The 21,981-nt window shown below is 64.0% G+C and carries 18 protein-coding genes, 3 tRNA genes and 1 pseudogene; 7 read left to right on the top strand and 15 right to left on the bottom strand.

Annotation, left to right across the window (positions count from 1 at the left end; translation table 11 throughout):
* Positions 1 to 47: 47 nt before the first annotated feature.
* Together GO606_RS22050 and GO606_RS02290 are read left to right on the top strand one after the other, a co-directional pair.
* Positions 48 to 410, top strand: coding sequence for a DUF4224 domain-containing protein (locus tag GO606_RS22050; protein ID WP_425532180.1), 363 nt, complete (start codon positions 48 to 50; stop codon positions 408 to 410).
* Positions 407 to 1,471, top strand: coding sequence for a site-specific integrase (locus GO606_RS02290; RefSeq protein WP_169119061.1), 1,065 nt, complete (start codon positions 407 to 409; stop codon positions 1,469 to 1,471). Before GO606_RS22050 ends, GO606_RS02290 begins: the two co-directional genes overlap by 4 nt.
* A gap of 67 nt (positions 1,472 to 1,538) precedes the next feature.
* Here the strand turns inward: GO606_RS02290 and GO606_RS02285 are convergent.
* The 3 genes from GO606_RS02285 to GO606_RS02275 form a co-directional block, all read right to left on the bottom strand.
* Positions 1,539 to 1,614: transfer RNA gene (locus GO606_RS02285), tRNA-His, on the bottom strand.
* A 41-nt stretch (positions 1,615 to 1,655) separates the two neighbouring features.
* A tRNA-Arg gene (locus tag GO606_RS02280) sits at positions 1,656 to 1,732 on the bottom strand.
* Between the two features lie 27 nt (positions 1,733 to 1,759).
* A tRNA-Pro gene (locus GO606_RS02275) sits at positions 1,760 to 1,836 on the bottom strand.
* Between the two features lie 195 nt (positions 1,837 to 2,031).
* Here GO606_RS02275 and dksA point away from each other — a divergent pair.
* On the top strand, positions 2,032 to 2,457 hold the full coding sequence (gene dksA, locus GO606_RS02270) for an RNA polymerase-binding protein DksA (RefSeq protein ID WP_169119060.1): 426 nt from the start codon (positions 2,032 to 2,034) through the stop codon (positions 2,455 to 2,457).
* Between the two features lie 99 nt (positions 2,458 to 2,556).
* Here dksA and pnp read toward each other — a convergent pair whose 3' ends face one another.
* The 7 genes and pseudogenes from pnp to rimP form a co-directional block, all read right to left on the bottom strand.
* Positions 2,557 to 4,656 carry a polyribonucleotide nucleotidyltransferase gene (pnp, locus tag GO606_RS02265; RefSeq protein ID WP_169119059.1) on the bottom strand — a complete coding sequence of 700 codons (2,100 nt, stop codon included), beginning with the start codon at positions 4,654 to 4,656 and terminating at the stop codon, positions 2,557 to 2,559.
* Positions 4,657 to 4,818: 162 nt separating this feature from the next.
* On the bottom strand, positions 4,819 to 5,088 hold the full coding sequence (rpsO, locus tag GO606_RS02260; protein ID WP_011239109.1) for a 30S ribosomal protein S15: 270 nt from the start codon (positions 5,086 to 5,088) through the stop codon (positions 4,819 to 4,821).
* A gap of 78 nt (positions 5,089 to 5,166) precedes the next feature.
* The gene (truB, locus tag GO606_RS02255; protein WP_169119058.1) at positions 5,167 to 6,093 is read right to left on the bottom strand and encodes a tRNA pseudouridine(55) synthase TruB; all 927 of its coding nucleotides are present in this window, start codon (positions 6,091 to 6,093) and stop codon (positions 5,167 to 5,169) included.
* A gap of 6 nt (positions 6,094 to 6,099) precedes the next feature.
* A complete protein-coding gene (rbfA, locus tag GO606_RS02250) occupies positions 6,100 to 6,483 on the bottom strand; it encodes a 30S ribosome-binding factor RbfA (RefSeq protein WP_169119057.1) in 384 nt (127 codons plus the stop codon).
* A gap of 3 nt (positions 6,484 to 6,486) precedes the next feature.
* The gene (gene infB, locus GO606_RS02245) at positions 6,487 to 9,333 is read right to left on the bottom strand and encodes a translation initiation factor IF-2 (protein WP_169119056.1); all 2,847 of its coding nucleotides are present in this window, start codon (positions 9,331 to 9,333) and stop codon (positions 6,487 to 6,489) included.
* 13 nt (positions 9,334 to 9,346) lie between these two features.
* Positions 9,347 to 10,822, bottom strand: a complete 1,476-nt coding sequence (gene nusA, locus GO606_RS02240; protein ID WP_169119055.1) for a transcription termination factor NusA — start codon at positions 10,820 to 10,822, stop codon at positions 9,347 to 9,349.
* A gap of 26 nt (positions 10,823 to 10,848) precedes the next feature.
* Positions 10,849 to 11,277: pseudogene (gene rimP / locus GO606_RS02235) on the bottom strand (ribosome maturation factor RimP).
* 272 nt (positions 11,278 to 11,549) lie between these two features.
* On the opposite strand from rimP, the gene GO606_RS02230 reads away from it, so the two are divergent.
* Complete coding sequence (locus GO606_RS02230) at positions 11,550 to 13,610, top strand: NADPH-dependent 2,4-dienoyl-CoA reductase (RefSeq protein WP_169119054.1); 2,061 nt, start codon at positions 11,550 to 11,552, stop codon at positions 13,608 to 13,610.
* Between the two features lie 21 nt (positions 13,611 to 13,631).
* Here GO606_RS02230 and GO606_RS02225 read toward each other — a convergent pair whose 3' ends face one another.
* From GO606_RS02225 to ppsA, 4 genes are all read right to left on the bottom strand, one after another.
* Positions 13,632 to 14,810, bottom strand: a complete 1,179-nt coding sequence (locus GO606_RS02225) for a DUF3734 domain-containing protein (protein ID WP_211166690.1) — start codon at positions 14,808 to 14,810, stop codon at positions 13,632 to 13,634.
* A gap of 61 nt (positions 14,811 to 14,871) precedes the next feature.
* Positions 14,872 to 15,660, bottom strand: a complete 789-nt coding sequence (locus GO606_RS02220) for a 3-hydroxybutyrate dehydrogenase (RefSeq protein WP_169119052.1) — start codon at positions 15,658 to 15,660, stop codon at positions 14,872 to 14,874.
* 127 nt (positions 15,661 to 15,787) lie between these two features.
* The gene (locus tag GO606_RS02215) at positions 15,788 to 16,171 is read right to left on the bottom strand and encodes a pyridoxamine 5'-phosphate oxidase family protein (RefSeq protein ID WP_169119051.1); all 384 of its coding nucleotides are present in this window, start codon (positions 16,169 to 16,171) and stop codon (positions 15,788 to 15,790) included.
* 82 nt (positions 16,172 to 16,253) lie between these two features.
* On the bottom strand, positions 16,254 to 18,620 hold the full coding sequence (gene ppsA / locus GO606_RS02210; RefSeq protein ID WP_169119050.1) for a phosphoenolpyruvate synthase: 2,367 nt from the start codon (positions 18,618 to 18,620) through the stop codon (positions 16,254 to 16,256).
* Between the two features lie 108 nt (positions 18,621 to 18,728).
* Here ppsA and ppsR point away from each other — a divergent pair, with 108 nt between their 5' ends.
* The 3 genes from ppsR to msrB are packed head-to-tail and all read left to right on the top strand — an operon-like array spanning position 18,729 to position 21,251.
* Entirely contained in the window at positions 18,729 to 19,562 is an 834-nt protein-coding gene (ppsR, locus tag GO606_RS02205) for a posphoenolpyruvate synthetase regulatory kinase/phosphorylase PpsR (RefSeq protein ID WP_169119049.1), read from the top strand.
* A gap of 38 nt (positions 19,563 to 19,600) precedes the next feature.
* Positions 19,601 to 20,770, top strand: a complete 1,170-nt coding sequence (locus tag GO606_RS02200) for a DUF2863 family protein (protein ID WP_169119048.1) — start codon at positions 19,601 to 19,603, stop codon at positions 20,768 to 20,770.
* A 40-nt stretch (positions 20,771 to 20,810) separates the two neighbouring features.
* Positions 20,811 to 21,251: a peptide-methionine (R)-S-oxide reductase MsrB gene (gene msrB, locus GO606_RS02195; protein ID WP_169119047.1), complete on the top strand. Its 441-nt coding sequence runs from the start codon at positions 20,811 to 20,813 to the stop codon at positions 21,249 to 21,251.
* Between the two features lie 21 nt (positions 21,252 to 21,272).
* Here msrB and GO606_RS02190 read toward each other — a convergent pair whose 3' ends face one another.
* Entirely contained in the window at positions 21,273 to 21,962 is a 690-nt protein-coding gene (locus tag GO606_RS02190; protein ID WP_169119046.1) for a DUF599 domain-containing protein, read from the bottom strand.
* Positions 21,963 to 21,981: the final 19 nt, after the last annotated feature.

The raw sequence follows: 21,981 nt of genomic DNA, 5'->3' as shown, positions 1-21,981 counted from the left end.
GAACTGAAAGTGCCTGAAGGCGACAAGTCGCCGACGGCCTGTTTAACGTGCGCTCTCTATGGAAGCAATCCGGGGTACGAGTCAGTTCGGCGGGTCACGTTAGCTTGCGGGGTCGAGCCGCCAAAAAATTGCGCGACCTCTTCCCGCCTCCTTCCACCCCGAATTCTCTTTCATCATCAGGGGTGGCGGCCATCGCAATCACCGTTAGCCCAGACGAACTTGCAGACTTGACCGATACCCCGGTCAAGTCCCTGCAGTGCAGCTGGCTTGACCAGAAGGGCTGGATCTACACTCTGTCTCGTATGGGCAACCCCAAGGTACTGCGTTCATACGCAGAACAGAAATTGGGAATGGCATCTGCTCACCCCGGTGATAGCGAGCCAGATTTTACCGCCTGGACGACAGCATGATTGGACGCAGGAAAACTGGCCTACACCTTGGGATGAGCCGTCTCTACGAGTACCGTGGTAAACGAGTGACGACCTACTTCACGGTCACACCCGACAACCGGCGGATCAACCTCGGCCACAACCTGAAAGACGCGAGGCGCAAGCTTCTCGAACTGGACGGAGAGGCACGTCCGGCCGGCACCATTGGCGACCACCTCGACGAGCTGATGAAGGAGCGTAAGCGCCTCATGGAGCGCCGGAAGCTCTCGCCTGAGACAATCGACAGCAACGAGCTAGAGCTCGTCGCGCTGAAGAAGGCATTCGGCAATATGGCACCCGAGGCCGTCCGCCCGAAGCACATCTGGGACTACTTGCACCTTTATCGCGGCGCTGAGGCGCCAGTTCGGGCCAATCGCGAGATCGCGCTGCTTTCCCGCATGTTCTCGCGCCTGGTCAATGCCGGCGCGCTCGACCTGAACCCCTGCACAGGCGTCGAGCGCAACGAAGAGAACGCGCGCGACCGCCTCGTGAGCGACGCCGAGTTCGACGCCTTCCTCACCTTCTGCCGCGCGAACGGACACCTCGACGAAGACAGCCCAGCAAAGCGGACCAGCGACGCCGGCCGCCGCCTCGCCCTCGCCGCCCACATTGCATACCTTACGGGGAAGGCACTCGGTCAGGTGCTGAAAATCAGCCGCACGCAGATCAAGGACGACGGGATCGAATTCGGCAAGCGCAAGCGCGGCGCCCGCACCTTGGTCGAATGGACCACCGAACTGCAGGCCGCGGTCGACGAGTGCCTTGCCCTTCCGTCGAAGATCACGAGCACCTACCTGATCTTCAGCGGCGACGGCCAGCCCTACACCGCAACCGGCTTCAAGTCGATGTGGCAGCGGATGATGAACGCGTGGGAAGAAGCCGGCAACGAACGATTTACCTTCCATGACCTCCGCGCGAAGACCGTCACAGACACGACCGAAGCCGGTCGCAAAGCGAGCGATTTGACTGGCCATCGCACCGAGGCGGTCGTGAGCAAGGTCTATGACAGAAGGCGCATAAGAAAAGCGCCGGCGGCCCGCTGATCTTACAAACTTCGTAAGAAGCGACACCGCCGGCGCCAAGGTATAGCTCGTAAGCTATTGAATTACTTGGGGCGACATACCGGGATCGAACCGGTGACAACTGGAGCCACAATCCAGTGCTCTACCAACTGAGCTAATGCCGCCACTTTCAAGGTTGCAGAAACTCTGCAACCAAAAAATCATTTGGCCTGCCCGACAGGGATCGAACCTGTAACCCCCGGCTTAGAAGGCCGGTGCTCTATCCAATTGAGCTACGGGCAGAAATCCCGCGGGCATTTCGGGGTTAGCTGGTCGGGGTGGAGGGATTCGAACCCCCGACATCTTGCTCCCAAAGCAAGCGCGCTACCGGACTGCGCTACACCCCGAGAGCGGCGAATAATACACACCTACTCGGCGTGCGTCAAACATGTTTCTTCGGACATGAAGAGTTTGTTGATGCGCGCCTCGCGAGGGAGCCGGATTGCTGCTCGAATCGCGGGCGAAACGGGGGCTTGCTTGCTCGTTACAGAAGATTCTGCTATTAGTTCGCTTCCTTCAATTACCAACCGGAAGTCGAAGTCATGCCAGACGACACACTGCAAAAGCAATTCCCGCCCTATGTTCCCGCCGAAGGCGAGGAGTACATGAGCGAGAAGCAGCTGGCTCACTTCCGCGGCATGCTCGAGACGGTCAAGCAGGAGCTGGTCGGGGATATCGAACGCACGGTGCACACGATGCAGGACGAAGCCACTGTGTTTGCCGACCCCAACGACCGGGCGAGCCAGGAATCCGATATTGCGCTGGAGTTGCGCAACCGGGATCGTGAGCGAAAACTGATCAAGAAGATCGACGAAGCGCTGGGCCGGATCAATGCGGGTGAATATGGCTATTGCGACAGCTGCGGCGTCGAAATCGGCCTGAAGCGCCTGGAGGCGCGCCCAACCGCGACGATGTGCATCGACTGCAAGACGCTCGAAGAAATGCGCGAACGCCAGGTCGCGAAGTAAACCGGCCCGCACCCGCTCTCCGGCGTCGCCGCGGGCGGGAACCGCTTCATGAAAAAAGGGACGCCATGGCGTCCCTTTTTCTTCAGCTCGGTTCGTCGCTTACTCGGCCGGCTGATCCAGCAGCGCCTTCATGCTCAGGCGAATCTTGCCGCGCTCGTCGGTCTCCAGCACCTTGACGCGCACCGCCTGCCCTTCCTTCACATAGTCTGCGACGTTATTGACGCGCTCGTTCGCGATCTGCGAGACGTGCAGCAGCCCATCGCGACCCGGCATGATGTTGACGATCGCGCCGAAATCCAGGAGCCGGACCACGGTTCCGTTGTAGACCTTGCCGACTTCGACTTCGGCCGTGATCGCCTCGATCTTTTCCTTTGCAAGCTGCGCGCCTTCGGCACTGACCGACGAGATCGTGACGCTACCGTCGTCCTGCAGTTCGATAACGGTACCGGTTTCTTCCTGCAGCCCGCGGATCACCGCCCCGCCCTTGCCGATGACATCGCGGATCTTCTCCGGATTGATCTTCATCGTCAGCATGCGCGGCGCGAACTCCGATACTTCGCCGCGATGCGACGCCAGCGCCTGCTTCATCAGCGCGAGGATATGGATCCGTCCCTCCCCGGCCTGGCCCAGCGCGACCTGCATGATTTCCTTCGTGATGCCCTGGATCTTGATGTCCATCTGCAGTGCGGTGATGCCGTTCTCGGTACCCGCGACCTTGAAGTCCATGTCGCCGAGGTGATCCTCGTCACCGAGGATGTCGGTCAGCACGGCGAAGCGATTGCCTTCCTTGATCAGGCCCATCGCGATACCGGCGACGTGCGCCTTCATCGGCACCCCGGCGTCCATCATCGCGAGCGACGCCCCGCATACCGAAGCCATCGAGCTCGAACCGTTCGATTCGGTGATCTCGGACACAACGCGAACCGTATAGCTGAAGTCCTCGTCTGCCGGCAGCGCCGCGATCAGCGCGCGCTTGGCGAGGCGACCGTGTCCGACCTCGCGGCGCTTCGTCACCCCCATGCGGCCGGTTTCGCCCGTGGAGAACGGCGGGAAGTTGTAGTGCAGCATGAAACTTTCGCGGTACTCGCCGGCGATCGCATCGATGATCTGTTCGTCGCGCCCGGTGCCGAGCGTGGCGATGACCAGCGCCTGGGTTTCGCCGCGGGTGAACAGAGCCGACCCGTGCGTACGCGGCAGCACGCCGACGCGGATGTCGATGGGTCGCACGGTACGCGTGTCGCGTCCGTCGATACGCGGCTCGCCCGCAAGGATGCGGCTGCGAACGACACCGGCTTCGAGGTCATGGAAGATGTCCTTCAGCTCGTTGCCCGACGGCGGGACTTCGAGGCCTTCGGTCACGATGGCAATCGTCTGCTTGCGGATTTCGCTGATCCGCTGGGTGCGGGCCTGCTTGCTCGTGATGCGGAAGGCTTCTTCGAGCTGGGCGCCGGCCAGTTCCTTGATGCGGGCGATCAGCGGCTCGTTTTTCGCCGGCGGCTGCCAGTCCCACTCGGGCTTGCCAGCCACTTCGACCAGTTCGTTGATGGCGCGGATCGCGACCTGCATCTGCTGGTGGCCGAACACCACCGCACCGAGCATGACTTCTTCCGACAGCTCCCTGGCTTCCGACTCGACCATCAGCACGGCCGCCTCGGTACCGGCGACCACCAGGTTGAGTTCGCTGGTCTTGAGCTGTTCGACCGTCGGGTTCAGCAGGTACTGGCCGTCGCTGTACCCGACGCGGCATGCGCCGATCGGGCCGTCGAACGGAACGCCGGAAATCGCCAGCGCGGCCGACGCGCCGATCATCGCGGGGATGTCCGGATCGACCTCCGGATTCAGCGACAGCACGGTGACGATGACCTGGACTTCGTTATAGAAGCCTTCCGGGAAAAGCGGGCGGATCGGACGGTCGATCAGGCGGCTGGTCAGCGTTTCCTTCTCGGTCGGGCGGCCTTCGCGCTTGAAGAAGCCGCCGGGGATGCGCCCCGCAGCGTAGAACTTCTCGACGTAGTCCACGGTAAGCGGGAAGAAATCCTGTCCCGTCTTGGCCTCCTTGGCGGCGACGACCGTCGCCAGCACGATCGTGTCGTCCATGTTAACGATCACGGCACCGCCGGCCTGGCGAGCGATCTCACCGGTTTCGAGCGTTACGGTATGGGCACCGTACGCGAAGGTTTTCTTGATAGCGGTAGGCAAGATGAAGATCCTCTCGATAAATGGTGCAGCAAACTACAACTGCGATGTTTAACAAATCCGACGCTGCAAAAACAAAGCCGGTGCGGCCCTTCGGGACCCGCACCGGCTTGCCGGCTTAAATTGCCTTTTTCGACGCTGTCGGATTCGCCACGGCCAGCGTGATTACTTGCGCAGGCCCAGACGCTCGATCAGGTTGCGATAGCTGTCGGCGTTCTTGCCTTTCAGGTAGTCCAGCAGCTTGCGGCGCTGGCTGACCATCTTCAGCAGGCCACGGCGCGAGTGGTGATCTTTCGCGTTGGCCTTGAAATGACCGGTCAGCCCGTTGATGCGGGCGGTGAGAAGCGCGACTTGGACTTCCGGGGAACCGGTGTCGCCTTGGGCGCGCTGGAAGTCGTTGACGATCTGCGACTTGGATGCGGTATCGAGAGCCATGTGGGTGTTTACTCTTTTCGTTCTGCCAATCAGAAGCGGACGATTATACCGAACGCTGCCCGGAAAACTCAATCGTTATCAAGATTGTTGCGCTGTGACGACCGTCGAAACGAGACGTTTCGGTGACAATGTGCCGTTTCCGTCGCATTCCCCCAGCCCGAGGTAACGGCCTTCGCCGTAAATGCGCACCAGTCCCGCGGTGCCGCAGGCAACCGCAAGCACGCGCCCCTGCAGAAGCAGGCCCGCCTGGGGGGCATCGAGTTCGATGCGCGGCAGATGAACCACCAGCGCATCGACCGGCGCCAGCAGCCCGGCGCGCGACTCCGGAGGCACCGCTTCCAGCGCCGTGAGCGTAACGGCGTCGTCTACATGGAATGGTCCGATCCTTGTCCGCCGCAGCTCAGTGAGATGCCCGCCGCAACCGAGCAAGCGGCCCAGATCGGTGGCCAGCGTGCGGATATATGTTCCCTTGCTGCAATCGACGCGGATCCGCAACGAATCACCCTCCACGCCGAGCAGTTCGAGCGCATGGATCGTCACGGGGCGCGCGGCGCGCTCGACCTCGATCCCCGCACGGGCGTATTCGTACAGGGGCTTGCCGTCGCGCTTGAGCGCCGAATACATCGGCGGAACCTGTTCGATTTCACCGGTCAGCGCCGCCAGCGCGTGGCGGATCGAATCGTCCGTCACGTGCACGGGAGCTGTTGCGATCGGCGCGCCGTCCGCATCGCCGGTGTCCGTTTCAATGCCGAGCCGCACCGTGGCCTCGTAGGCCTTGTCGGCATCGAGCAGCATCTGCGAGAACTTGGTGGCTTCGCCCAGCGTCAGCGGCAGCAATCCGGTCGCCATCGGGTCCAGCGTCCCGGTGTGCCCTGCCTTCGCCGCATTCAGGAGCCGACGCGCCGTCTGCAGTGCGGCGTTCGACGTCAGGCCCCGGGGCTTGTCGAGCAGCAGGACGCCGTCGACGATCCGGCGTTGATGCCGGAATTGTTTCGATGCTTTCAAATCTGCTCAGCTCTCCGGATCGTCCTTGTGGCGGGCGTCATCATCCCGGACCACCTGGTCGATCAGCTGCGACATGCGACTGCCGCGTTCGACCGAACTGTCGTAATGAAAATGCAGCTCGGGCAGGGTGTGGATGCGCACCCGTTTGCCGAGCTCGCGACGCAGGAAGCCGCTCGCGCGACGCAGCCCCGTCAGGATCTCGTCGAGCCCTTCCTCGCCCTTCATCGACGTGAAAAAGACTTTCGCGTGCGCGTAATCGGGCGTGATCTCGACATCGGTCAAAGTGATGAACCCCACGCGGGGGTCCTTTACTTCGAGCCGGATCAGCTCGGCCAGTTCGCGGCGGATCTGCTCCGCCACGCGCTGGCTTCTGGAAAACTCCTTGGGCATGATTTACAGGGTCCGGGCGATTTCCTGGATCTCGAACACCTCGAGCTGGTCACCTTCCTGGACGTCGTTGAAGTTGCGGATCGAAAGGCCGCATTCGAAACCGAACTTGACCTCCTTGACGTCGTCCTTGAAGCGCTTGAGCGACTCGAGCTCGCCGGTGTGGATGACGACGTGGTTGCGAAGAACACGCACCTGCGACCCGCGCTTGACCACGCCTTCGAGCACATAACAGCCCGCGACGGTCCCGACCTTGGGCACCTTGAACACCTGGCGCACCTCGACCAGGCCGATGACGTTCTCGCGGCGTTCCGGCGCCAGCATCCCGGACAGCGCGGCCTTCACCTCGTCGACCGCGTCGTAGATGATGTTGTAGTAGCGGATATCGATGCCGAAAGTTTCCGCCAGCTTGCGTGCGCCCGCATCGGCACGGGTGTTGAAGCCGATGATGACCGCTCCCGAAGCCTGGGCGAGGTTGACGTCCGATTCCGAAATCGCGCCTACCGCGGAGTGAATCGCGTTGACCCGGACTTCCTCGGTGGACAGCTTGTTCAACGCCTGCACCAGAGCTTCCTGCGAACCCTGCACGTCTGCTTTGATGATCAGCGGCAAGGTCTTGACTTCGCCTTCCGCCATCTGTTCGAACATGCTTTCGAGCTTCGCCGCCTGCTGCTTCGCGAGTTTGACCTCGCGGTATTTGCCCTGGCGGAACAGCGCGATTTCGCGCGCCTTCTTCTCGTCGGCCAGCGCGATCGCCTCATCGCCTGCGGCCGGCACGTCCGACAGGCCGAGAATTTCGACCGGAATCGACGGGCCGGCGTGATCGATCGCCTTGCCGTTCTCATCGAGCATCGCGCGAATGCGGCCGAACGTCGCCCCGACGAGCATGACGTCGCCCTTGCGCAGCGTGCCGGACTGCACGAGCAGCGAGGCAACCGGCCCACGACCCTTGTCGAGCCGCGCCTCGATGATCAGACCCTTCGCGGGCGAATCGACGGGCGCCGTCAGTTCGAGCACTTCGGCTTGCAGCAGCACGGCTTCGAGCAGCGAATCGATGCCCGCACCGGTCTTCGCCGACACGTTGATGAACATCACGTCGCCGCCGTACTCCTCGGGCAGCACACCCTCGGCGACGAGTTCCTGCTTGACACGATCCGGATTGGCGTCGGGCTTGTCGATCTTGTTGACCGCGACGACCAGCGGCACGTTGGCCGCCTTCGCGTGGTGAATCGCTTCGCGCGTCTGCGGCATCACGCCGTCGTCGGCCGCGACCACCAGGATGACGATGTCGGTCGCCTTCGCGCCGCGGGCACGCATCGCGGTGAACGCCTCGTGACCCGGCGTATCGAGGAACGTGAGCATGCCGCGCGGCGTCTCGACGTGATACGCGCCGATATGCTGCGTGATGCCGCCCGCTTCACCGGAAGCGACTTTCGCCCGCCGGATGTAGTCGAGCAGCGACGTCTTGCCGTGGTCGACGTGGCCCATGACCGTGACGACCGGGGCGCGCGGCTCGACCGTCGCGTCGTGATGCGCTTCGGCGCTCTCGAGGTAGGTATCCGGGTCGTCGAGCTTCGCGGCGAACGCCTTGTGCCCCATTTCCTCGACCAGGATCATTGCTGTTTCCTGGTCCAGCACCTGGTTGATCGTCACCATCGATCCCATCTTCATGAGAATCTTGATGACCTCGGCCGCCTTCACCGACATCTTGTGCGCGAGGTCGGCGACGGAAATGGTCTCCGGCACATGAACTTCACGCACGACAGGTTCGGTCGGAGCCTGGAAGCTCTTGTGCTCGTCCTGCGCACCGCGCCTGCCGCCTCCGCGCGCGCCGCGCCACGATCCGGTGGTGGCGCCGACTTCTCCGCGCGTCTTCAGGCCGCGGCGCTTCGCGCTTTCGCCAGCCGTCTCGCCGCGCGCGGTGCGCTTCGCGTCCTTGCCGGCCGGTTTTTCCTCGGTCTTGGCGGGGCGATGCAGCGTGCCGGCAGGCGCCTTCGGGGCCTCCTTGACCTGCGGCTTGGCTGCTTCGGCACGCCGCTCAGTCTCGGCACGCACACGTGCCTCTTCTTCGGCACGACGTGCTTCAGCCGCCGCCCGCGCGGCCGCTTCGCGGTCCTGTTTTGCCTTCAGGTCCGCCGCCTGGCGCGCACGCAGCTCTTCGTGCCGTCGTGCTTCACGTTCGCGGGCAGCGCGCTCTTCGTCGCTCAGGATCGACACTCGCAGCGGCGGCCGGGAGGGCGCCCGGGCGGGAGCCTCGGTTTTCGCCGCGGGTGCGGCAGCTTCCACTGTTGCGGGCTCTGATTCCGGCTCTGCTTCCGGCTCAGACTCGGGTTCCGGTTGAGCCTCGGGTTCGGAGCGAGGCTCAGGTTCCGGCTCGGGTTCGACGACGGGTTCCGGTTCGGGCTCGCGCACGGGTTCCGGTTCGGGAATGGCTTCCGCGACGGGCTCGACAATGTTTTCGGGTTCGGTCACCAGCTCGATTTCACCCATCGGCAGGCCGGCAGCTTCCTCTTCGATTTGCGCGCTCTCGAGCGTACCCGTCTCGGCGCTCACGTCATCGCGTTTCATGAAGACGCGCTTCTTGCGCACCTCGACCTGGACGGTGCGGGCGCGGCCCGACGAATCGGTCGCACGGATTTCCGACGTTTGCTTGCGGGTCAGGGTGATCTTGCCTTTCGGCTGGCTCTGGCCGTGAGACCGGCGCAAGTATTCGAGCAGTCTGGCCTTGTCCTGTTCAGTCAGCAGTTGATCGGCACCGGTCTTCTCGACTCCGGCCTTCTGCAACTGCTCGAGCAGCACCGAGGCCGGCATCTTAAGTTCGCCGGCGAACTGGGTTACGCTCATCTGTTCCATCAATGCCCTCCCGTCATTCTTCGAACCAGTGCGCCCGCGCGACCGAAATCAACGCACTTGCCCGTTCTTGTTCGATCCCGGCGATCTCGACCAGCTCATCCACAGCCAGGTCGGCCAGATCATCCCGGGTCAGGACACTGTGCCGGGCCAGCGTGGCGGCAAGCGACTTGTCCATTCCTTCCAGGTTGATCAGATCGTCGGAAACGTTCTCCAGATGCTCTTCCGTGACGATCGCCTCGGTAAGAAGCACATTTCGAGCCCTGTTGCGCAGCTCGTTGACCGTCCCCTCGTCGAATGCCTCGATCTCGAGCATTTCCGCGAGTGGCACGTATGCGATTTCCTCAAGCGACGAGAAACCTTCGTCGATCAGGATGTCGGCAAGTTCATCATCCACATCGAGCTTTTCCATGAACAGCTCGCGCAGCCCCTCGCGTTCCTGACCGGTCTTCTGGGCGGACTCTTCCTCGCTCATCAGGTTGATCGTCCAGCCCGTCAGTTCGGAAGCGAGCTTGACGTTCTGCCCGTTGCGCCCGATCGCGATCGCCAGGTTGTTCTCATCAACAACGACATCCATCGCGTGGCTTTCCTCATCGACGACGATCGAAACCACTTCGGCCGGCTGCAAGGCTGCGATCACGAACTGCGCCGGATCGGCGGACCAGACGATGATGTCGATCTGCTCACCAGCGATTTCGTTGCGCACCGCCGTGACGCGCGAGCCGCGCAGGCCGACGCAGGTGCCGATCGGGTCGATGCGCGGGTCGTTCGACTGCACCGCGATCTTCGCCCGCAGACCCGGATCACGCGCGCAGGCCTTGATCTCGAGCAGGCCGTCTTCGATTTCCGGGACTTCGAGATCGAAGAGCTTGCCGACGAATTCAGGCGCGGTGCGTGACAGGATCAGTTGCGGGCCGCGTGCGCCACGGTCGATGCGCAGCAAAAACGCCTTGACCCGGTCGCCGACGCGCAGGTTTTCGCGCGGAATCATCTGATCGCGCGGAATCACCGCTTCGAGCCGCCCGATCTCGATGATCGCGTTGCCGCGCTCCATGCGCTTGATCGAACCGGAAACCAGGTGTTCCTTGCGTTCGAGGAAGTCGTTCAGGACCTGCTCGCGCTCGGCGTCACGGATGCGCTGCAGGATGACCTGCTTGGCTGCCTGGGCGCCGATGCGGCCGAAATCGATCGGCTCGAGCGGCTCCTCGATGTATTCGCCCACCTGGATGTCCGGGGCGATGTCGCGGGCGTCGATGATGCCCATCTCGGCCTCGTCATTGACGACCTCCTCGTCGGGCATCACGACCCAGCGGCGGAAAGACTCGTAGTCGCCGGTATCGCGGTCGATCGTGACCCGCACGTCGGCTTCATCGTTGATGCGTTTCTTGGTTGCGGAGGCGAGCGCGCTCTCCAGGGCGCCGAACACGATGTCCTTGGCCACATTCTTTTCGCGCGCCAGCGCATCCACAAGCAGCAATATCTCGCGGCTCATTAATCAAAACCTCCACATCCGAAAGCTCAAAACTTGGGCACCAGGCGTGCTTTCTCGATTTCATCGAAGGGAAAGGCCACCTCGCCCTTCTCGGTGCGCAAACGCACCACGCCTTCGCTCAGTCCCTCGAGCACCCCGACGAAATTTCGCTAATTGCCGATCGGCATGCGTAGCCGGACCTGCACCTCGTCGCCCGCGAAGCGTTCGAAGTCGGCGGTTTTTTTCAGCGGCCGATCAAGGCCGGGCGAGGAGACTTCGAGCCGGTCGTAGTCGACGTTCTCGACTTCGAACACGCGGGTGAGCTGATTGCTGACCGTGGCACAATCGTCCACCGTCACACCCCGCTCGCTATCGATGAAGACACGCATCAGCCGCCCCTTCGGGGAAGTCTCGAAATCGACCAGCTCGAAGCCGAGCCCGCTGACCACCTGTTCAACCAGACCTTCGACGTCCATTTCCACGCCCACAAATAAAAAATGGGCTAACGCCCATCCCTGTTGATTCCAACCGAAAACTGGAGGACCGAAAATTAGACCCGCCAAAGCCTTAAAATTATAACTGTTATATCTACAACAGGCAATTCACGCAACCCTGCCCGCCGGCACTCCCGTCACGCGCGGCGGCTGTCCCGCTGGTCCTCTTTCGGGTCTCGCTCTATCATCGGCGCGATGGCTTCAATACGCCCCCGTACGTCCGCCCCATGCAAAACCTCACCCAGGAGACCGTAATGACGCACCCCCTTTCGGCGCCGCGACCGACTCCCGCCACGCCCGGAGGCGCCTATCCGCACCTGCTCGAGCCTCTCGATCTGGGTTTCTGCACGCTGAAGAACCGTGTGCTGATGGGGTCGATGCATACCGGCCTCGAAGAGTCCGGCAACGCATTCGAGAAACTCGCCGCGTTCTACGCCCGGCGCGCGCGCGGCGGAGTCGGACTGATCATCACCGGAGGCATCGCGCCCAATGCGGATGGCGTGATCTTTCCCGGCGCGTCGGTGCTGACGAGCGAAGACGAGGTCGCCCACCATCGTCCGATCGCCGCGGCGGTGCATGCCGAGGGCGGGAAGATCTGCATGCAGATCCTGCATACGGGCCGCTACGCCTACCATCGCGGCTCGGTCGCCCCGTCGGCGCTGAAAGCGCCGATCTCGCCCGCGACGCCGCGCGAGATGAGCGAAGCCGACATCGAGCGCACGATCGAGGATTACGCCCGCTGCGCGGCACTGGCCAAAAGCGCCGGTTACGACGGCGTCGAAGTGATGGGGTCGGAAGGCTACCTGATCAACGAATTCACCGTGCCGCACACCAACCACCGCACCGATCGCTGGGGCGGCAGTGTCGACAACCGGCACCGCTTTCCAATCGAGATCATGAAGCGCGTGCGCGAGCGCGTCGGCGCCGAATTCATCATCATCTACCGGCTGTCGATGCTCGACCTCGTCGAAGGCGGCGCACCGTGGGAAGAAATCGTCGCGCTGGCGAAAGCGGTCGAAGCCGCCGGCGCAACGCTGATCAACACCGGCGTCGGCTGGCACGAAGCGCGCATCCCGACGATCGCGACGATGGTGCCGCGCGCCGCGTTCAGTTGGGTCACGCGGCGCATGAAAGGCGAAGTCGCCATTCCGCTGATCACGTCGAACCGCATCAACACGCCGGAAGTCGCCGAAGACGTGCTCGCGCGCGGCGACGCCGACATGGTGTCGATGGCACGGCCGTTCCTCGCCGACCCGGACTTCGTCGTCAAGGCCGCCGCGGGCCGGGCCGCGGAAATCAACACCTGCATCGCCTGCAACCAGGCCTGCCTCGACCACATCTTCGAAGCGAAGCCCTGCACTTGCCTCGTCAATCCGCTCGCCTGTCGCGAAACCGAGTTCGTCATCACGCCCGCGACGGCGAAACAACGCATCGCGGTGGTCGGCGCCGGCCCCGCCGGCATGGCCGCGGCCGCGACAGCCGCCGAACGGGGCCACAACGTCACGCTGTTCGACAGCGCCGCCGAAATCGGCGGGCAGTTCAACCTTGCCAAACATATTCCCGGCAAGGAGGAATTCGCCGAGACGCTGCGTTACTTCCGCCATCGGCTCGACAAGGCCGGCGTCGAGGTGAAGCTCGGCCGGCGCGTCAAGGCGGATGATCTCGTCGGACGTTTCGACACCGTGCTGCTCGCGACCGGCATCTCGCCGCGCACACCGGACATTCCCGGTATCGACCACCCGAAGGTCGCGAGCTATGTCGACGTGATCACGCGCCGAAAGGCGGTCGGCCGGACGGTCGCGGTCATCGGCGCGGGCGGCATCGGCTTCGACGTCAGCGAATTCCTGACTCACGCCGACCTCGCCGACGACCCGATCGAGCACTACCGGCGCGAGTGGGGCATCGACGCGACCTACGCGCGGCGCGGCGGACTCGGGACGGCGTCGGAAGAAGAGCCGCCGCGGCAACTGTGGCTGCTGCAGCGCAAGCCGACAAAGGTCGGCGAAGGGCTGGCGAAAACCACCGGCTGGATCCGGCGCACGCTGCTCGCCCGTCGCGGCGTGAAGATGCTCGCCGGCGTCAGGTACGAGAAGATCGACGACACGGGCCTGCATCTGCGCATAGGCGACGAAAGGAAGCTGCTGGCGGTCGACACCATCGTCCTCTGCGCCGGCCAGGACCCGCTGCGCGACCTCGAGGCGCCGCTGCAGTCGGTCGGGATGCCGGTGATCCGCATCGGCGGCGCCGACGTCGCGGCCGAGCTCGATGCGAAGCGCGCCATCGATCAGGGCACGCGCGTCGCAGCCAAGCTCTGAGGTTCTCCCCGCCCGGATCGCTCACGACGAACCGGGCGGCGCGTGCAGGGCGTGCGTGACGAAGCACTGATCCCGGGGCGGACGCTCCAGCCAGTCGCGGTGTTGGAGCGTGCTGCGCATGTCCTCGAAGCCGCTCGCCCAGTGGTCGCGCATCGTCAGGAGGCTGAACTCGTAGTCTTTCGCGAGTCCGTCCCATTCCTTTTCCTGATAGATGAGGTGGATCACGCTGACCTGGCGCCCGCAGGCCCACGGGCCGGCCTTGCGGCACCACTCGTCGCCGAGGCGCGTCTCGTCCGGGATGTATTCGAGGAGTTCCCGGATCAGGCGGCGGAGCTCCTGCTCGCGCGCCATCAGATCGGTGATCGCGCGGGTGCGGCTCGAATACTGGATGTCCTTCTGGCGCTCCTGCGCGTCCCAGATATTCGTCGGAACAGTTCCCAGCGCGCTCCACAGGTCCACCTGGAAGGCCAGCGTGTCGCGACGAGGCTGGGCCTCGAGGACGTGGCTCAGCGGGGTATTCGATATGAGGCCGCCATCCCAGTAGAACTCGCCGTCTATCTCCACGGGCGGGAAACCGGGCGGGAGGGAGCCGGAAGCGATGAAATGTTCCAGCCGCAGGCGTCCCTTCCACGGGCCCGTCGTGTTGTCGAAATATTCGAAATTGCCGGTGCGCACATTGACCGCCCCGACCGATACCCGCGGCTGCCCGGCATTGATGCGGTCCAGGTCCACGAGCCGTGAAAGTGTGTCGCGCAGCTGGGAGGTGTCGTAATAACTCACCTCCGCTTCAGGTAGCGCCAGCGCCATCCACGGCGGCGGCAAACGGGGAGTGAAGAATCCCTTCTGGCCTTCGACCACCGCACGCCATGCGGCCACGGCGTTGAAGATGCGGCGCGCGTCCGCACCGCACCGCTCGACCCAGCGCTGCATCAGGTCGGCGGCAGGCTGGACGAAAACCGGTTGGCACACCGTTTCCCAGAAAGCTCTCAGGCGATCGACCCGCTCCCCGGGAGGCGTGCCGGCGATGAGGGCGATGTTCAGCGCACCGATCGAAATGCCCGCGAGCCAGTCCGGTTCGATGCCCGCTTCGTCCAGCCCCTCGAAGACGCCCGCCTGATACGACCCCAGCGCGCCACCGCCCTGGAGCACCAGGGCGACAGTCTCGAACGGCAATTTTTTGCGCTGCGAGCGGGATGGCATCGGTATCGAAGGAGGGGTGGGCACATCGCACCCGGGGGTGCGCGAAGGAATCGCCGCCCGCTCAGTGCATGTACCAGCCGTGACTCACCATGAACGACTGGCCGGTGAAGGCGGCGCCGGGGAACGCGGCGAGGAACAGCACGGTGCGGGCGATCTCGTCGACCGTCGCGAACTCCCCATCGACGGTATCACCGAGCATCACCTTGCTGACGACCTCTTCTTCGCTGATCCCCAGCTCCCTCGCCTGCTCGGGGATCTGTTTGTCCACCAGCGGCGTGCGCACGAAACCCGGGCAGACGACGTGCGAGCGCACCCCGTGCGCCGCCCCTTCCTTCGCCAGCACCCGTGCCAGCCCGAGCAGGCCATGCTTGGCCGTCACGTACCCGGACTTCAACGGCGACGCCAGGTGGGAATGGACCGAGCCGATGTAGATCACGACGCCGCCGCGCTTGCCGGCGTACATATGGCGCAGCGCCGCGCGCGTCGTGAGAAATGCGCCGTCGAGGTGGACGGCCAGCAGCTTCTTCCAGTCGGCGAACGAGAAGGCCACGATCGGGTTGACGATCTGGATGCCGGCATTCGAGACCAGCACATCGACGCTGCCATGCTTTGCCGCCACCTCGTCGATGCCGCGATCGACCGCCACTTCATCGGTCACGTCCATCGCGAGGCCGCTCGCCTGCCCGCCCAGAGCGACGATCCCGCCTGCCACTTCGTCGGCGCTCTTCAGGTCGAGGTCGGTGACCGCCACCGTCGCTCCTGAACGCGCGAGGTGCTCGGCGATCGCCTTGCCGATGCCGCTGCCGGCGCCGGTGACGACAGCGACCTTCCCATCCAGCCGTTCGCTCATCGGAAAACTCCTTTCCTGAATGGCAAGCCGTTAGAGATAGAAATCTGGGTCACGCGGACGGGGAAAGCAAGGAAGGGCCGTAAGCGCGTCTCTCCTGCCGCGTTCACTTGCCCGCCATTTCAATCGGCTAGAGCTGGGTGTCGACGCTCTCGACGGTGATCACGAGTGCGCCCCGCGCCCACGGAAAAGCCGCCTTGGCTCGCTCGGCGAGTTCGCCCTCTTCCAGGATGACGCCCGTTCCCCGAAGAACGCAGCCCTGGCCCGGACCGTGGCTCCCCTGGACGGAGCGGGACGCGACGAGCACCTGGACGCGCTTGTTGCGTTGCAGATTCTCCTCGGTCTTGCGGTAGTACCCGGCCGGCAGGACGAGGCGATCCTCGTCGAACCCCAGCCGGCGCAGATAGTCGCCCCAGTTGCCGACGACGTGGGGACCGTCCGGCCCTTCCGTGACGATGGTCAGGAATTCGGTCTTGTCCAGGAGATCCCGGGTCACGGTATCGATGACGCTCATTGTTCTTCCTTTTCGACAGGTAACGACGCCCGGGCGGCTCCCGCGCGGGAGCCGCCCGTTGGGGGCAATGGACTCGCCGGCCTCAGCTCTTGACGTGCGCCGCAAGCTTCAGCCAGGTGTCGATCACGGTGTCCGGGTTCAGCGAAATCGTCTGGATGCCTTCGTCCATCAGCCATTCGGCGAAATCCGCGTGGTCCGACGGTCCCTGTCCGCAGATGCCGACGTATTTGCCGAGGCGGTTCGCGGACTGGATCGCCATCGACAGCAACTGCTTGACGGCCGGATCGCGCTCGTCGAACGCGTGCGCGACGAGGCCCGAATCGCGGTCGAGACCGAGCGTGAGCTGCGTGAGATCGTTCGAGCCGATCGAAAAGCCGTCGAAATGCTCGAGGAACGCATCGGCGAGCAGCGCGTTCGACGGGATTTCGCACATCATGATCAGCTTGAGATCGTTCACGCCGCGCTTGAGGCCATGCGCGGCGAGCAGGTCGACAACACCGGCGGCCTCCTCGACGTTGCGCACGAACGGCACCATGATCTGCACGTTGGTCAGGCCCAGCTCGTTCCTGACCTTTTTCATCGCCGTGCATTCCAGTTCGAAGCAGTCGCGGAAGCTGTGCGCGATGTAGCGCGATGCGCCACGAAAACCCAGCATCGGGTTCTCTTCTTCCGGCTCGTAGATTTCGCCGCCGAGCAGCTTGCGGTACTCGTTCGATTTGAAATCCGACATGCGCACGATGACCGGCTTCGGATAGAACGCCGCGGCGATCGTCGCCACACCTTCGACGAGCTTCTCGATGAAGAACTGCTTGGGCGTCGCGTAGCCACGCGAACGTCGCAGAATCTCGTCGCGCAGGCTAGCCGGCACCTGGTTCAGATCGAGGATCGCCTTCGGGTGGATGCCGATCATGTTGTTGATGACGAACTCGAGGCGTGCGAGGCCGACGCCGCCGTTCGGAATCTGCGCGAACTCGAACGCGAGTTCCGGATTGCCGACGTTCATCATGATCTTGACGGGAATTTCCGGCAGGTTGCCCATGTCGGTCGTGACGACCTCGAAGTCGAGCCGGCCGCGATAGACGTAGCCGGTGTCGCCTTCGGCACAGGACACCGTCACCGAGTCGCCTTCCTCGAGCACTTCGGTCGCGTTGCCGCAGCCGACGATCGCCGGGATGCCGAGTTCGCGCGCGATGATCGCCGCGTGGCAGGTGCGCCCGCCGCGGTTCGTGACGATCGCGCTGGCGCGCTTCATCACCGGCTCCCAGTTCGGGTCGGTCATGTCGGTGACGAGGATGTCGCCGGCCTGCACGCGGCTCATCTCGGAGGCGTCGGCGACGACGCGCACCGTGCCGACGCCGATCTTCTGGCCGATCGCGCGGCCGTGCGTCAGCGACTTGCCGTACTGCTTGAGGCGGTATTTCTCCATCACGTGCCCGGACGACTGGCTCTTCACCGTCTCGGGACGCGCCTGCAGAATGTACAGCTTGCCGTCCTCGCCGTCCTTGCCCCACTCGATGTCCATCGGCCGACCATAGTGCTTCTCGATCACCATCGCATAGCGCGCGAGTTCGAGCACATCGTCGTTGGTCAGCGAGAACTTCACGCGGTCGGCTTCGGCGACGTCGACGGTGCGCACCGATTTGCCCGCCTCCTTCTTGTCAGCGAACACCATCTTGATCAGCTTCGAACCCAGATTGCGGCGGATCACCGCCGGCTTGCCGAGCGCGAGCGTCGACTTGTGCACGTAGAACTCGTCCGGGTTCACCGCCCCCTGCACGACCGTCTCACCCAGTCCGTAGGACGCGGTGATGAACACGACGTCGTTGAAACCGGATTCGGTGTCGATCGTGAACATCACGCCGGAAGCACCGATGTCGGAGCGCACCATGCGCTGCACCCCCGCCGACAACGCGACCTCGGCATGCGTGAAGCCCTTGTGCACGCGGTACGAGATCGCGCGGTCGTTGTACAGCGACGCGAACACTTCCTTCATCGCGTGCAAGATGTTTTCGTAGCCGTGGATATTCAGAAAAGTTTCCTGCTGACCCGCGAACGACGCATCCGGCAGATCCTCGGCAGTCGCCGACGAGCGCACCGCGAAACTCCCTTCGCCTTCGGCGGTCAGCGCGTTGTACGCTGCGTGAATCTCTTCTTCGAGCCTTGCCGGGAAAGGCGTGTCGATGATCCACTGGCGGATCTGCGCACCGGTCTTCGCCAGCGTGTCCACGTCATCCACGTCAAAAGCGTCGAGCGCCGCCCGGATGCGCTCGGCCAGTCCCTGATGGGCCAGGAATTCACGGAACGCCGCGGCGGTGGTCGCGAAACCGCCGGGAACACGCACGCTGGCAGGCAACTGGCTGATCATCTCACCGAGCGAAGCGTTCTTGCCGCCGACCTGCTCCACGTCCGACATGCGAAGTTCGGTGAAGGGAATGACGTAACGGGTCATGAATGGCCTTCCGATTTTGTGGGGGAGAAAGCAAAATGCGATTTTAGCGAAAAATGCTGCTCTGCCGCACGGCAGGTTTTCCACAATGCCACTTTTCTGGCGTAAAACATGAACGAAACTCCCATCCGTACCGTCTTTTTCATCTCCGACGGCACGGGCATTTCTGCCGAAACGATGGGCCACAGCCTCCTCGCCCAGTTTCCGGAGGCGCGCTTCCGGCAAGTGCGCGTGCCGTTCGTCAATGACCTCGACAAGGCGCTCGACTGCGCGCGGCAGATCCGCGAAACCGCGGCGAACGACGGCATCCGCCCGATCGTCTTCAGCACGCTGGTGAACCCCGACCCGGCGAGCGGCCTGCGCGAAGTCGATGCGCTGTTCATCGATCTGTTCGAGCAGTTCATCAATCCGCTCGAGGCCGAGCTGGGGCAGCGCTCCACGCACACCGTCGGCCGCTTTCACGGCATCGCCGACAGCAGCGACTACAAGGCGCGCATCGAGGCGATCAACTTCGCCATGTCCCACGACGACGGGGTATCGACGGACGGAGAACTGGCCGACGCGGACATCATCCTCGTCGGCGTCTCACGCTCGGGCAAGACGCCCACGAGCCTGTATCTCGCGGTCCAGTTCGGCGTCAAAGCCGCGAACTATCCGCTGATTCCGGAGGATTTCGAGCGCAACAAGCTCCCCGGCGAACTGCATCGCCACCGCGGCAAGCTCTTCGGCCTGACGATCGCGCCGGAGCGCCTGGCGCAGATCCGCCAGGAGCGGCGGCCGAACAGCCGCTACGCGGCGATCGAAAACTGCCGCTTCGAGATCGACGCGGCACAAAAGCTGATGCGCCGCGAAAACATCCAGTGGCTCGATTCCACCAGCAAGTCCATCGAAGAGATATCGGCTACCATTCTGCAGGCCGTGCGGCTGAACCGCCCGGCGTACTGACTGCGACAGCGGCGATCGATACCCAAACAGGAATTTCCATGAAACGAACACGTCAAAAGCGCCGCGGTGGTTTGGGCCGCGAAGCCGAACAGTTGATCTGGCTCGCAACCGGCTTGGCCGAATCCGGTAGCCGTGCCGAAGACCATTACTGGGACCGCCACCTGTGCGCGGCCCTCGACCGCCTGCTCGCCGACAGCGACGAGGAAACCCTGAACGCTGCGCTCGACCACCTGTACAGCGCTGATTCGCCCGGCTACGACGAACTGGCCGACTTCATCGAATCGCGCGCCGAAAGCGCACCGGGCGTCTCGCCCGAGCACGACATCCTGCTGATCGCCGCGCCGGTGCTCGCGTGGTCGCGCTACCGCATCCCAACGACGACCGTTTCGCCCGCAGCGCTCGCGAACCTGCGGGTGCATCTGCAGGCCCACGTCCTCGCCGATCACGTCAAGCTCGCGCTGGCCGATTTCCTGTTCAGCCCCGACCAGTTGCCGCAAGGCTACAGCGCCACCGCGGAATTCGCCGCGAAGCTGGGGCAGTCGGCGCTTTCCGGCCGCGACCTGCATATCGAGACCGAAGGCATGCCCGAGACAGCGCAGTTCCTGTCGGACACCCGCTACCTGCTCGCCGCGATCGTGGTGCCGAAAGGCGAAGCGCTGTTCGGCTGGCAGCAGGCGGGCGGCTCGCGCGACCAGTCGCTCAGCCAGTGGCGCAAGCAAGGCGGCGCGTGCCTGATGCCGCTGCTGCCGGGCTGCGCGATGGAAGTCGTGTTGCCCGACGCCTATTTCGCCGCCAGCCGACAGGCCGACAAGGACAGCCGGCCGTACGCGATCCGCGCGTCGGTGGCCTTCCTCGGCGCCGAAATGGAAGCGCCGGCCGGAAACCTGCGCGCGGTGATCGCGCCGTTCCACGAGCGCGATCTCGAGGAATACCGTGTCGGCCTGACCTTGCGCGGCAAGGACGAGGTGGTGCACGGCGTCGTGTGGCCGCTGCTCGGGGCCGAGGACGACAACGCCGACAGTCCGGCGCAGATCGAAGCCGTGCTGCGCGACTGCGGCGTCACCGAAATCGTGAACCTCGACCACCGTTTCCCGCTCGAATACTGCGATGACTGCGGCGCCCCGCTCTACCCTTCACCCGAAGGCGAGATCGTGCACGCCGAAATGCCCGAAGAACACGGCGAGCCGACGCCCCGGCACCTGCACTGAAGCACTGGGCAGCGGGTCGCTCCGACACGAGGAGTCGTCCATGAGCCGCAAGATCGAGAAGTCCGAAGCTGAATGGCGCGCGCAGCTCACTCCCGCGCAATTCCAGGTCACGCGGGAAAAAGGCACCGAGCGCGCCTTCACCGGGGAATACTGGGATTGCTGGGACCAAGGCGAGTACCGCTGCATAGGCTGCGGCGCACCGCTGTTTCGTTCGGAACACAAGTTCGACGCCGGCTGCGGCTGGCCGAGTTTCTGGACCGCCGCGGTGCCCGAAAACGTCGAGACCGCAGACGACCGCAGCCACTTCATGCAACGCACCGAAGTGCTGTGCCACGAATGCGGCGCCCACCTCGGGCACGTGTTCGAGGACGGCCCGCAGCCGACGGGCTTGCGCTACTGCATCAATTCGGCATCGATCCGGCTCGAACCGGAACCGTCCGGCGAGGACGACCAGGCGCGAGGACCGCAATCGACCGGCTAGCAGCGGTCGCCGTGCAGCCGCTCATCCCCCGGCGCGAGTCTGCACCAGCGAGGCGAGAACCGGCGACGAGAAGTCGCGGCGATAGAGCACGACCACGACGATCGTCGTGACCGCAATGAACAGCCACGGCTGGATGAACCAGGTGACCGCGGCGATGCCGAAATAATAGGCGCGGATGCCGCGGTTGAACTCGTCGCCGGCCAGCCAGTTCACGGTGGCGAGCCGGTTCACCGTCGCCTCGGCATCTTCGCCGCGGCGTATGTACGGGCTCGCGCCGATCAGGATCGACAGCAGGTTGAACTGGCGCAGCGACCACGTGAACTTGAAATACGCGACGACGAACACCGTCAATAGCAGCAGCAGCTTCACTTCCGATACTGCACGCGAGGTTTCCCGCGCGAACGGCAGGTCGGCGGCAAAGCGGATCACCTGGTCGAGTGCGCCGAGCACCGCGAGCAGGCCGGCGATGATGTAGATCGTCGTGCTCGCATAGAACGACACGCTCTGCATCAGATTGCCGACCAGCGCCGCATCGGTCATGCGCATCTCGCGCTGCACGAGCTGGCGTGCCCACTCCAGCCGGTAACGGTGCGTGACCCCCATCAGGCCGTCGCGGGCCCAGCGGCTGCGTTCCGAAAACCAGCCATAGCCCACCCACGCGGCGAGGAACCAGCACAGCCCCGCCCAATCGGATCCCGAGATCGCCGTCATGAATTCCTTCATCGCAGCC

This window comes from Aromatoleum anaerobium (assembly GCF_012910705.2).
GTDB lineage: Bacteria > Pseudomonadota > Gammaproteobacteria > Burkholderiales > Rhodocyclaceae > Aromatoleum > Aromatoleum anaerobium.
The sequence above is the reverse complement of the archived record's forward strand: the minus strand, read 5'-3'. Positions and strand labels throughout refer to the sequence as shown.